Genomic DNA, 12,079 nt, shown 5'->3' with positions numbered 1-12,079 from the left:
GACTGAAACACCGCCTTCGCGAGCAAGCCCGCTCCCACAGGGTTATTTATCTCTCTCATCTGCGGCTCTGCTGCCACGCCGCCGCCAGGCCGCTGCAGCAGATCACCGCAATCCCGATCACCGTCAACAGACTCGGCGTGTGGTTGAACACCACCCACCCCAACAGCCCCGCAAACACGATCTGGCAGTAGCCGAACGGCGCCAGCAATGCCGGCGCGGCATGGCGGAACGCCTGGGTCAGAAACAGGTGCGCGGTCATCCCGCAACTGCCCAGCGCCAGCATCAACACGGCGTGCGACAAAGTCGGCACCTGCCAGAAGAACGGCACCAACGCACTCATCACCAGCGTGTTGCACAGACCAGCGAAGAAGTTGCTGGTGGTCGGGCTGTCGACCTCACTGAGCTTGCGCGTCAGCAGCTGATAGAAGCAGAAAAACAACGCCGAGCAGAACGGCAGCAGCACCGCCGGGGTGAACAACTCGCCTCCCGGATGGACGATGATCAGCACCCCGATAAAACCGCAGATCACCGCGATCCACTGCCCGCGCGTCACCCGTTCCTTGAGCAACGGCACCGACAGCGCCGTCACCAGCACCGGCGCGAGAAAGTTGACCGCGGTGGCCTCGGCCAGCGGGATATACAGCAGCGCCGTGGTGAAAAACAGACTGGTGCCGAGCAGGCACAGCGCCCGCGCCAACTGCCATAACGGCCGTTTGGTGCGCAGCACACGCAGCCCTGATTGCGGCAGGAAAATCCCCGCCATCAGCAAGGTGTGCACCAGATACCGCGCCCATACCACCATGACGATCGGGTAGAAACCCGAGAGGTATTTCGACAGCGCATCGTGGCTGGAGAACAGGAAAGTCGCCACGACAATCAGCAGGATCCCCTTGAAGGGTTGGTTGACACCGGAGAGCGGGGTGCTGACGGTCATTGGATATCTCTGAAGGAAAAATAAACAGTGGCGAGGACGCTGGCGCCCCGCCACAAAAACTGACTTACAACTGCGCCAACAATTCCCGCGTCCTGTCGAGCGCCATCTGCGCTCGTTGCAATCCGCTTACGCCCTGCTCCAGCAGTTTTACCGTGGGGATCTCCAGGCTCAGTGGAATATTAGCTGGCAGACTGCGCAACAAACCGTGCAAATCACAATCGCCCTCGCCGGGAAACCGCCGCTCATTGCGCGCCTGACGCAAGATCTCGGCCATGTCCGCCGGTCTCGGTCCCGCCACATCACACAATTGCGCATAACGCAGGCGCGCGGGCGCAACGCTGGCCAGATCCTCCAGCCGTGAGCCGGAGCGATCGAAATGAAAGGCATCGACCAGCACCGCGGCGTTTTCCCGGTCGGCATTGGCAACGATGCGCAACGCCTGTTCGAGGTTGCACGCATCGGTCCAGGGCATGAACTCCAGATGCGGATGCAAACCGTAAGGCGCCGCCAGATCACACAACGCGGCAAAGTTGTCGGTGAGCCGTTGCTCGTCAGGATCATTGCCGGCGATCAGTAATTCACTGGCACCGAACTCCGCGCCGACGGCCAGCAGCCTCTCGAAATCGGCGACCACGGTTTGCGGTTTCAGACGCAGGATTTCCACATCGAGCACCGCGATGCCAGTGTCGCGCAAACGCCTCAACGTCTGACGCCGCAGATCACCATCGGCCACCAGCGGAAAGTGATATTCCTCCGCCGTCGCCGGTTCCAGGCGCAGGCCGACATGGCTGTAACCGGCACGCGCCGCCACCTCGACCATTTGCGGCGGTGACAACTCGAGTACGGTGAGACTGGCCAGAGACAGGATTCGTTCGTTCATGCTCAAGCCTCGACCGCTGCTGGGGAACAGGCACGGCCGCTGGCCGCCGCTTCACGAATCGCCTCGACCAGCGCCAGGGTTCGCGCGGCATCGGCGGCACTGACCAAGGGTTCGACTTCACGCCGCGCGACCTGCACAAAATGCTGCAGCTGCAACCGCAACGCGTCCCCGGCTGCGCAATGCTCTTGCACCGCGAGCAAAGGCTCGTGCCAACCGGCATCGATTTGATCGGCAGGGTAATGCCAGCGCTTGAGTTGCGGAATGCTCAGCGCCCCGGCGGTGCCCGCCAGCAGATAACACGGCTGATCGACCTGACGCGGATAGACCGGGTTCTCTCCGGAGTTCAGCTCCCAACTCCACGGCGCGGCGACCGCATCGGAACCGGTCAGCGTGCCCAGTGCACCGTCGATAAATTGCAGTAACACCGCGACGCTGTCTTCGTTGGCAAAACCCCGCACCGCGTTGTCGGTGACGGCCTGCACCGACTGCACTTCACCGCACAGGTGACGCAGCAGATCGAGGTCGTGAATCAGATTGGTCAGCAACAGGCCCGCCCCCGGTTCACGGCGCCACGGGACCTCGAAATATCGGTCGGGTTTGCGTAACTGGAACAGTGCAGTAACCGTGGTCAGCCGCCCGAGCGCGCCGCTGAGCAACAATTGGTGGGCACGCACGATCAACGGATTGTGCCGCCGATGGTGGCCGACCAGCACCGGCACGCCACTGCGTTTGACTGCCGCCACCAGTTCGCGTGCCTCATCCAGATGCACGCCCACCGGTTTCTCCAGCAACACCGGAACCCCGGCGGCGAGGCAATCCAGCGCCGTGCTGACGTGCTGATTATTCGGATTGGCCACGATCACCGCATCGGGCCGCACCTGCTCCAGCATCTGCCGGTGATCGGCGAAATACGCCACGCCCCACTGCGCCGCCAGCGCGGGAGCCTGCGGGCCGGGATCGGCCACTGCGCACAACCGGGCTTCTTCGAGGGTTTGCAAATGCTGGTAATGCTGCTGGCCCATGTTGCCAGCGCCGATCAGGGCGATACGAAGGGGCGGAGTCAAGGCGCGATCCTTTTGTGATTGTTGTTGGAAATGTCACTCCAGCAACAATTTAGAACCGCGTTCCACAATCAAACACCCAGTGATGGGAAAACCGTGCGAACACCGCACAACTTTGTATTTGCCGCTGAATCTACAGGCGCGGGTCAGATGAACAATTCGGACGCCAGGCTCGCCGCCGACAATTCCTCCGTGAACTTCATCAGCAGCGGCGCCAATTCGTGCAGTCGCGCGCCGGGCATCCGTGCGCTCGGCCCGGCAATGCTCAGTACGCCGATCACTCGCCCGTCAACCGGATGCTTGACCACCGCGGCAATCGCCGAGGTGCCCACCGCCGAACTTTCGTCGACACAGGCATAACCCTGTTCCCGCGCCAGGCGCAGGCGCTCCAGCAGCTCGATATTGGAGCGCGGTGCATTCGGCCCTACGCCCACCGGAACTTCCGCGCCTTGGCGCTCGACCAGCGACAAGGCTTCGGCGTCGCTCATGCAGGCCAGCCACGCGTGCCCGGAAGCGGTGTAGAACAGCGGCGCATCGCGACCCATATCCGGGTCATAGCGCAGGCCCGTCCGTGCGCCCTGCGCCTTGGCGATCCAGGTCTGGCGCTCGCCATCGATCACCCCCAGGCGCACCAGTTCGCCGGTTTCCTGAGCCAGTCGATCCAGCACCGGTTGCACGATGTCGGCACCGCTGCTCGACAGGTACTGAAACCCCATCGCCACCAGTTTGGTCGACAGGTGATAGCGCAAAGTCTCGGCATTCTGTCGCACGTAGCCCAGGCGAATCAGCTCCGCGAGCATCCGGTGCGTGGCACTTTTCGGGATGTCCAGTTGCTCGGCCAAGGTCTGCATCGGCAGCCCGCGCGGCTCACTGGTGAGGCTTTCCAGCACGCTGAAAACCCGTTCGATCTGACTGCCGGCCATGGGAAGGTCCAAGTGAAATTTTGCCGATTCTAGAAGACATCCGAGACAAAGCGAAATCCGGAACTGGCCGTGCGATAACCGCCCACTTTACTGAACCATGCCTTGTTGCAGCTGAACTTCATTGGTTAATTTCTGGAATCTAATTCCAATAACCCAGTTGCGGAGCTTTGCCTGATGCCTGCCGAACTTCCCGAAATCGACTGCGACGTTCTGGTCGTCGGCTCCGGTGCCGCCGGTTTATCCACAGCGGTCACTGCCGCATGGCACGGTCTGAAGGTCATCGTGGTTGAAAAAGATCCGGTGTTCGGCGGTGCTACCGCGTGGTCCGGCGGCTGGGCATGGGTGCCGTGCAATCCGCTGGCCCGACGCGCCGGCATCGTCGAAGACGTCGAGCGACCGCGCACTTACCTGCGCCACGAACTCGGTGAGCATTACGACCCGGCAATGGTCGACGCATTCCTCACTGCCGGGCCACACATGGTCGCGTTTTTCGAACAGCACACCGCTCTGCAATTTGCCGACGGTAACGCCATTGCCGACATTCATGGCGATACGCCCGGCGCGGGCACGGGCGGTCGCTCGGTCATCGCGGCGCCTTACGACGGACGAAACGTCGGACGCTTGCTCAGGCGCCTGCGTACAACGATGCGCGAAACGTCCTTCATGGGCATGCCGATCATGGCCGGCGCCGACCTTTCGGCGTTCCTCAATCTCACCCGTTCGCTGAAAGCCGCGTGGCATGTAACCCGTCGTTTTACCCGACACTTGCTCGATCTGGCGGTACACGGCCGGGCCATGCAATTGGTCAACGGGGTGGCGTTGGTCGCAAGGCTGGCGAAGTCCGCCGAGGACCTTGGCGTTTTGTTATGGGAGTCGGCACCCGTGACCGAACTGCTGCGCGATGAAGCAGGGGTTTGCGGCGCGCTGGTCAACAGCGCCAAAGGCCCGATCCGCATTCATGCACGCAAAGCCGTGGTGCTGGCCGCCGGCGGATTCGCCAACGACGTCGAACGGCGCAAGGCGTTGTTTCCGCGCACGCCCACGGGTCATGAACACTGGGCACTGCCGCCGCTGGCGGTGAATGGCGATGGCCTGCGTCTGGGCGAAAGCGTCGGCGCCACGGTCAATACCGAGCTGGCGTCGCCCGTGGCCTGGGCGCCGGTCTCGCAAGTGCCGCATGCTGACGGCAGCATCGGCCATTTCCCGCACATCATCGAACGCGGCAAACCGGGAATCATCGGCGTACTGCGCAACGGCCAGCGCTTCGTCAACGAGGCCAACGGTTACTACGACTACGTCAGCGCCATGGTTGCCGCCACGCCTGAAGGCGAAGAAGTCGCCTCGTGGCTGATCTGCAGCCGCGCCTTTCAACGGCGTTATGGCTTGGGCATGTCGCGGCCATTTCCCGTTCCGCTGTCAGGATTTATCCGCAGCGGCTATCTGAAAACCGGCAACACCCTTGAAGAATTGGCCAGCGCCTGCGGCATCGATCCCAGTGGATTACGCCGCACGGTGGATCACTACAACCTGCAGGCTCGCCTTGGCGAAGACCCGTTGTTCGGTCGCGGTTCAACGTCCTACAACCGCAAGCAGGGCGATCCGGCGAACCTTCCCAACCCTTGCGTTGCCCCAATAGAAGCCGGCCCTTTTTATGCCGTGAAAGTGCAACCGGGCTGCTTCGGCACCTTTGCCGGGCTCAAGGTCAACCCGCAGGCGCAAGTGCTCGATGCCCATGCCCAGCCCATCGCCGGGCTCTACGCCGCCGGTGGCGACATGGCCAGCATCATGGGCGGGCACTATCCGGCAGGCGGGATCAACCTCGGCCCGGCGCTGACTTTCGGCTACATCGCCGCTCGGCATATCGCCGGCATCACTGCTTTCGAACAGGAGATCGACCATGCAGCACATCGTTAACGCCCAGGGTTTGAACATGCCGAAACTCGGCCTCGGCACCTGGCCGATGCTCGGCGACGAATGCACCCGTGCCGTCGAGCAGGCCCTGGAACTCGGCTATCGGCACATCGACACGGCAGCGGCCTACAACAACGAAGACTCGGTCGGACAAGCATTGGCGAATACACCGACACCCCGCGAGCAGATTCATGTCACCACCAAGGTCTGGTGGGACCAGTTGCAACCCGACGCCATGCGCCACTCGATGGAACGAAGCCTCAAGTCTTTGCGCAGCGAGTACGTCGACCTGTTCATGATCCACTGGCCGAGCACTGACTGGGACTTGCCGCGCACGCTTGAAACCCTCGCATCCTTCAAGGAGCAAGGTCTGGCTCGCAACATCGGCGTGGCGAATTTTCCGCTGCGGCTGCTGCGCACAGTCGTCGAGGAATACGGCATCCCTCTGTCAGCGATCCAGGTCGAGTACCACGTCCTGCTCGGTCAGAACGCCCTGCTCGACTATGCCTGCCAACACGACCTGGCGCTGACCGCGTACACACCGCTGGCGCGCAACAAGGTCTCGGAGATTCCACAGATTCAGCAGATTGCCGAAAAACACGGCGTGCTGCCGACTCAGGTGGCGTTGAAATGGCTGCTGGATCAGAACAACGTGGCAGCGATTCCCAAAGCCAGCAGCCGCGCCAATCAACTGGCGAACCTGGCTTCGCTGCAGGTTGAACTGGACGCTGAAGACCGCGCGCTGATCGCCGCCCTGCCGAAGAATCAGCGTCAAGTCAGCCCGGATTTCGCCCCGGTGTGGGACGCCTTCGATCGCTGACGCACAGCGCGCCGAGAGAAATCCGCCAACTGATTGAATTAGTCGCCCACACGCTCGTCAATAACAGGCCCGCCCTCGTCACCCGAGGCCGGGCCTGTTTGCGTGCACGCCAATAGACGGACGACCGGACTGGCGCCACACTCCCACACCAGCAACACTCATCACCACGAACAGAAAAGAGGATTCCCACATGCTATGGAAAAAAGGCCGACGCAGTGACAACGTCGTCGATGCCCGTGGCGATGATAGCGGCGGCGGTGGTGGCATGCGGTTCGGTGGCGGCAAAGGCCTGAGCCTGGGGGCGATCCTGCTGATCGTCGGCATCGGCTGGATCACCGGACAGGATCCGTTGCAGATCCTCGGCCAGCTCACTGGGCAAATGACCGAGCAATCGGCACCGGCCAGTACGCAGACGCGTCAGGCGCCACCGGCCAACGACCAGCAGGCCGAATTCGTGCGTTCGATCCTCGGCGATACCGAAGACACCTGGGGCGCCATCTTCCAGCAAGCTGGTCGCCAATATAAGGACCCGACCCTGGTGCTGTTCAGCAACCGGGTGAATTCCGCCTGCGGTCTGGCGACTTCGGCGACCGGCCCGTTCTATTGCCCGGCAGATCAGAAAGTCTATCTGGACATGGCCTTCTTTCAGGAAATGGCCCAGCGCTTCAAGGCCGCCGGCGACTTCGCCCAGGCCTACGTGATCGCGCACGAAGTCGGCCACCATGTGCAGACGCTGCTCGGCGTCTCGGCAAAAATTCAGACGGCCCGTCAGCAGGGCCGGCAGATGCAGGGCGACGGCGGTTTGCTGGTGCGTCAGGAATTGCAGGCCGACTGCCTGGCCGGCGTCTGGGCCTACCATGCGCAGAAGCGCCTGAACTGGCTGGAACCGGGTGACGTCGAAGAGGCCTTGAATGCGGCCAACGCCATCGGTGATGATCGCCTGCAACAACAGGGTCAGGGCCGTGTGGTACCGGACTCGTTTACCCATGGCACGTCGGCGCAAAGGGTGCGCTGGTTCAAAACCGGTTTCGCCCAGGGCCAGGTCGGCCAGTGCGATACCTTCGCGGCGAAAAACCTGTAAATGCGCAAATGGCTTCTGGCTTTACTGATCATCGGCGGCAACGCGCACGCGGCAGGCGTCGATGCCATCAGCCCAGGGCGCCTGCAATTCGAGGCCGGCGAAATGGCCGTTGGCATCAGCCCGGCACCTGAGAAAATCGAGCGGGTGCTGATCGTCATTCACGGTCGTCTGCGCAATGCCGAGACCTATCGCAAGAGTGCCGAGCACGCCACCGAACTGGCCGGGCAAACGGCGCACACGCTGGTGATCGCGCCGCAGTTTCTCAACGAAAGCGACGTCGCGCTGTACTCCCTGCCCAATACATTGCTGCGCTGGAAAGGCAACGAGTGGATGGGCGGCGGGTTATCCACAGGGCCGAAGCCGCTGAGTTCCTACGCCGCACTCGACGCCATCGTCGCCCGGGTCAGCGACCGCAAGCAGTTTCCGGACGTGAAGCAGATCGTGATTTTCGGCCATTCCGGTGGCGGTCAAGTGGTGCAGCGTTATGCCTTGCTGGCCAAGGATCAACCGGCGCTGAAGGCCAATGGCATTCGCCTGCGCTATGTGGTGGCCAATCCGTCGTCGTACGCGTATTTCAACGAACAGCGGCCGGTAGCGTTCGATCACGCACAGTGCCCGGGTTTCAATCGCTGGAAGTACGGGTTGACCGACATGCCGGTGTACGCCGGTGGGCAAACGCCATTGCAGCTTGAGAGCAGCTACATCAAACGCGAAGTGATTTACCTGCTGGGGCAGCAGGACATAGACCCGCAACATCCGGCGCTGGACAAGAGTTGCGCCGCCGAGGCACAAGGCACGTATCGGCTGGAACGCGGCAAGCTGTTTTTCGGCTACCTGCTGCGCCGGCATCCGGAAGGGGTCAATCAGCGGCTGGTTGAAGTGCCCGGGGTCGGGCATAACGGCGATGGGATGTTGACGTCGCCGGAGGGGCTGAAAGCGCTGTTTGATCAGTAATTCTTGCGGTGGCCGTTCTGGCCTCTTCGCGAGCAAGCCCGCTCCCACATTTGGAATGCATTCCCCTGTGGGAGCGGGCTTGCTCGCGAAGGCAATCTGACAGGCACCGAAGATCTCAGGCCAAAAGCATCCGCCGCAACTCGACACAATCCTGCGCATGCCAGTCCGTCAGCTCCGGCCACGGGTTGTCCGGCAGATTCACCAGCACCGTCCGTGCCCCGGCCGCCCGACCGCAATCCAGATCAAAGCGGTAATCCCCGACCATCACCATTTCGCTGGCCGGCACGCTCCAGGCTTCGGCCAGTTTCAGCAACCCGCCGGGATGCGGCTTCGGCGGTGCTTCATCGCGGCCCAGCACATCGTCCACGGCGAAGCAGTCGGCCAGGCCGATGGCGTCGAGCGTCACATGCGCCAGCTCCCGTGCGTTGCGCGTCAGGATGCCGAGCCGATAGCCACGCCCGTGCAGGTCACGCACCAGCTCCACCGCACCGGCAGCCGGCTTCGAACCCAGCGCCAGATCGCGCTCATGCTCCAGCAACCAGGCATGCTTAGCCGCGGCCTCCTCGGCCGGCAGCGCTGCAAGGTGGGTGAGAATGTCGTCCTCGGGCGGAATCGCCAGCGCCACGCGGATCGCCGCAAAGTCATGCACGGCGATGGTCAGGGTGCCGTCCATGTCGAACACCCAGTGCTTCACATCGCTCAGGCTCATGCCCAGTCCTTGCGGTGACGAATCAGGCCTTCCTGGGTCACCGACGCCACCAGTTGCCCGGCGCGGTTGTACACGCTGCCACGGGAGAATCCACGGGAATTGCCGGCCCACGGGCTGTCCATCGCGTAGAGCAACCAGTCATCGGCGCGCAGATCGTTGTGGAACCACAACGCGTGATCGAGGCTGGCGACCTGCATGTCTTTCTGCCAGACCGACTTGCCGTGCGGCAGCATCGAGGTGGTCAGCAGACCGAAGTCCGAGGCGTAGGCCAGCAGGTACTTGTGCAGCGCCGGAATATCCGCCAGCGCACCGTCGGCACGGAACCACACATACTTCACCGGATCGGCCGGCTGCGGGTTGTACGGATCTTTTTCAGTGACCGGGCGCACTTCGATCGGTTTCGGGCACAGCAGTTTTTCGCGCATGTGTTCGGGGATCAGGTGCGCGCGTTGCTGGGTCAGTTCCAGCTCCGACGGCAGGTTTTCCGGGCCGACCACCACCGGCATCTGGCTCTGATGCTCGAAGCCAGCCTCGTCGTACTGGAACGACGCGCTGCAGGTGAAGATCGGGTGGCCCTTCTGGATTGCCGTGACCCGGCGGGTGCTGAAGCTGCCGCCGTCACGCACGCGATCCACCGAATACACCACCGGCAACTTGGCATCGCCCGGACGCAGAAAATAACCGTGCATCGAATGCACGTGGCGCGCCTCTTCAACCGTCTGACTGGCCGCCGACAGCGACTGACCGAGTACCTGACCACCGAACAACTGACGGAAACCCAAGTCCTGGCTGCGGCCACGGAACAGGTTTTCCTCGATTGGCTCCAGGGTCAGCAGGTCGACCAGATCTTCCAACACTTGGCTCATTCAGACTCTCCTCACACAACGCTATGCCGCGCAGTCTTGGCTGCGGCGGCCCATTCAGGTTCTGGCGCGAGCCACTGTCGCGCCATTGTAAACGTCCGTGTCGGCTTAGCCATGCAGGGTTTGCAGCCATTGCTCCCTGGTAATTCGGTACAACAGATGCCGCCGCAACGGGTGATCGACGGCAAGTTTGGGGTGATCGAAATCATCGGCCGGATCGTGCTGCATGCCAATCGCCTGCATGACTTTCTCCGACAGCAGATTGCTCTGGGCGGTGAAAGACACGATTTCCTTCAGTCCCAGCCGATCAAAACCTGCGCGCAATGCCGTCCACGCCGCCTCACTGGCATAGCCCAGCCCCCAATGCTCGCGGGCCAGACGCCAGCCGATTTCCACCGCCGGGGTGAACGGCGCATCGAAACCGACCACACCCAGGCCAGTGAAACCGATGAACTCACCGCTGTCCTTGCGCTCCAGCGCCCACAGACCGAAACCGTGCTCGGCAAAATGCCCGCGCACCCGGCCAATCATCGAGGCACTTTCCAGACGGCTGAGCGGGGCCGGAAAGTAACGCATCACCTGAGGATCGGCGCACATCGCCGCAAATGCCGGCAAATCCTCGTCGCGCCACTGACGCATCAGCAGGCGTGCGCTTTCGAGTTGCTGAATCGGCTCCATCATGCCCTCCATTTCCATGCCGCAAGTCTACATCGCTGGTAGGATCGTTCACTCTTTCCATCGTTCCTACATGAAGTTGCCATGCCCCTGCCGCTGATCTACCACGAAGACTACAGCCCCGAGTTTCCGGCGGATCACCGCTTTCCGATGGACAAATTCCGCTTGCTGCGCGACCACCTGGTCGACAGCGGCCTGACCCGCGACGCCGACCTGCTGCGTCCCGAGATCTGCCCCAACGACATCCTCGCCCTGGCGCATGACCGCCGCTATATCGAACGCTACATGAGCGGCGAGTTGTCTCGCGAAGACCAGCGGCGCCTTGGCCTGCCGTGGAACGAAGCCTTGGCGCGGCGCACGGTGCGGGCGGTCGGCGGCTCGATACTCGCGGCAGAAAAAGCTCTGGAGCATGGCATGGCCTGTCACTTGGCCGGTGGAACACATCACGCCCACTACGATTACCCGGCCGGCTTCTGCATCTTCAACGACCTGGCGATCATCAGCCATTACCTGCTGCAAAGCGGTCGAGTGAACCGGGTGCTGATCTTCGATTGCGACGTGCATCAGGGCGATGGCACCGCGCGGATCCTCCACGACACCCCGGAGGCAGTTACCGTTTCCCTGCACTGCGAGAAGAATTTTCCTGCACGCAAGGCCGAAAGCGACTGGGACATTCCGTTGCCCAAAGGCATGGGCGATGCCGACTATCTGCAGGTGGTGGATGACACCCTCAACTACCTGCTGCCGCTGTATCAACCGGACCTGGTGCTGTACGACGCCGGGGTCGATGTGCACAAGGACGACGCCCTCGGTTATCTGCAGCTGACAGACGAAGGCGTTGCCGCCCGCGATGAAAGCGTGATGCGCCATTGCCTGGGCCGCGACATTCCGGTAGTCGGCGTGATCGGCGGCGGCTACAGCAAGGATCGCCACGCCCTCGCCCGCCGCCACGGCATCCTGCATCACAGCGCGCAACGGGTCTGGACGTCACACGGATGTCACTAAGCTGTGCTGCGTTACCCACAATCGCTGTGGAACGGCCTGTGGATAACCTGAGCGAAAGGGACTACAGGCCATATCGAACATGGCGTACAGCTCGATGGTTATTTTTTAACCACATACTGAATTCACCTCGATCTCTTTGTAGGAGTGAGCCTGCTCGCGATGGCGGACCAACATTCAGCACTTATGTCGCCTGATAAACCGCCATCGCGAGCAGGCTCACTCCTACAAAGGTCTGCGCTGTTAGAATGCGCGCCTTATCCCGC

The 12,079-nt window shown here is 62.2% G+C and carries 12 protein-coding genes; 5 read left to right on the top strand and 7 right to left on the bottom strand.

Annotation, left to right across the window (positions count from 1 at the left end; all coding sequences use genetic code 11):
- Positions 1 to 55: 55 nt before the first annotated feature.
- From VLA07_RS20635 to VLA07_RS20620, 4 genes are all read right to left on the bottom strand, one after another.
- The gene (locus VLA07_RS20635; protein ID WP_007963736.1) at positions 56 to 934 is read right to left on the bottom strand and encodes a DMT family transporter; all 879 of its coding nucleotides are present in this window, start codon (positions 932 to 934) and stop codon (positions 56 to 58) included.
- Between the two features lie 64 nt (positions 935 to 998).
- Positions 999 to 1,814, bottom strand: coding sequence for a sugar phosphate isomerase/epimerase family protein (locus tag VLA07_RS20630; RefSeq protein ID WP_247269249.1), 816 nt, complete (start codon positions 1,812 to 1,814; stop codon positions 999 to 1,001).
- Positions 1,815 to 1,816: 2 nt separating this feature from the next.
- Positions 1,817 to 2,878 (bottom strand): Gfo/Idh/MocA family protein, encoded by a 1,062-nt coding sequence (locus VLA07_RS20625; protein WP_333991050.1) that lies wholly within the window; start codon positions 2,876 to 2,878, stop codon positions 1,817 to 1,819.
- Positions 2,879 to 3,021: 143 nt separating this feature from the next.
- Positions 3,022 to 3,798, bottom strand: coding sequence for an IclR family transcriptional regulator (locus VLA07_RS20620; RefSeq protein ID WP_333991048.1), 777 nt, complete (start codon positions 3,796 to 3,798; stop codon positions 3,022 to 3,024).
- 174 nt (positions 3,799 to 3,972) lie between these two features.
- On the opposite strand from VLA07_RS20620, the gene VLA07_RS20615 reads away from it, so the two are divergent.
- The 4 genes from VLA07_RS20615 (at position 3,973) to VLA07_RS20600 (ending at position 8,564) form a co-directional block, all read left to right on the top strand.
- Entirely contained in the window at positions 3,973 to 5,712 is a 1,740-nt protein-coding gene (locus VLA07_RS20615) for an FAD-dependent oxidoreductase (RefSeq protein WP_333991046.1), read from the top strand.
- Positions 5,696 to 6,529 carry an aldo/keto reductase gene (locus VLA07_RS20610; protein ID WP_333991043.1) on the top strand — a complete coding sequence of 278 codons (834 nt, stop codon included), beginning with the start codon at positions 5,696 to 5,698 and terminating at the stop codon, positions 6,527 to 6,529. Before VLA07_RS20615 ends, VLA07_RS20610 begins: the two co-directional genes overlap by 17 nt.
- Before the next feature lie 190 nt (positions 6,530 to 6,719).
- The gene (ypfJ, locus tag VLA07_RS20605) at positions 6,720 to 7,610 is read left to right on the top strand and encodes a KPN_02809 family neutral zinc metallopeptidase (RefSeq protein WP_027612863.1); all 891 of its coding nucleotides are present in this window, start codon (positions 6,720 to 6,722) and stop codon (positions 7,608 to 7,610) included.
- The gene (locus VLA07_RS20600; RefSeq protein WP_333991040.1) at positions 7,611 to 8,564 is read left to right on the top strand and encodes an alpha/beta hydrolase; all 954 of its coding nucleotides are present in this window, start codon (positions 7,611 to 7,613) and stop codon (positions 8,562 to 8,564) included. It begins immediately after the preceding gene.
- Between the two features lie 115 nt (positions 8,565 to 8,679).
- Here VLA07_RS20600 and VLA07_RS20595 read toward each other — a convergent pair whose 3' ends face one another.
- From VLA07_RS20595 to VLA07_RS20585, 3 genes are all read right to left on the bottom strand, one after another.
- Positions 8,680 to 9,273, bottom strand: a complete 594-nt coding sequence (locus tag VLA07_RS20595; protein WP_333991038.1) for an HAD family hydrolase — start codon at positions 9,271 to 9,273, stop codon at positions 8,680 to 8,682.
- Positions 9,270 to 10,139, bottom strand: coding sequence for an acyl-CoA thioesterase II (gene tesB, locus VLA07_RS20590; RefSeq protein WP_003228466.1), 870 nt, complete (start codon positions 10,137 to 10,139; stop codon positions 9,270 to 9,272). The genes VLA07_RS20595 and tesB overlap by 4 nt, the downstream gene beginning before the upstream one ends.
- 105 nt (positions 10,140 to 10,244) lie before the next feature.
- Positions 10,245 to 10,814: a GNAT family N-acetyltransferase gene (locus tag VLA07_RS20585; protein ID WP_333991200.1), complete on the bottom strand. Its 570-nt coding sequence runs from the start codon at positions 10,812 to 10,814 to the stop codon at positions 10,245 to 10,247.
- A gap of 81 nt (positions 10,815 to 10,895) precedes the next feature.
- On the opposite strand from VLA07_RS20585, the gene VLA07_RS20580 reads away from it, so the two are divergent.
- Positions 10,896 to 11,816, top strand: coding sequence for a histone deacetylase family protein (locus tag VLA07_RS20580; RefSeq protein WP_333991034.1), 921 nt, complete (start codon positions 10,896 to 10,898; stop codon positions 11,814 to 11,816).
- Positions 11,817 to 12,079 lie beyond the last annotated feature (263 nt).

It is taken from the genome of Pseudomonas sp. S3(2024) (genome assembly GCF_036861315.1).
GTDB classification, from domain to species: domain Bacteria; phylum Pseudomonadota; class Gammaproteobacteria; order Pseudomonadales; family Pseudomonadaceae; genus Aquipseudomonas; species Aquipseudomonas putida_A.
The sequence above is the reverse complement of the archived record's forward strand: the minus strand, read 5'-3'. Positions and strand labels throughout refer to the sequence as shown.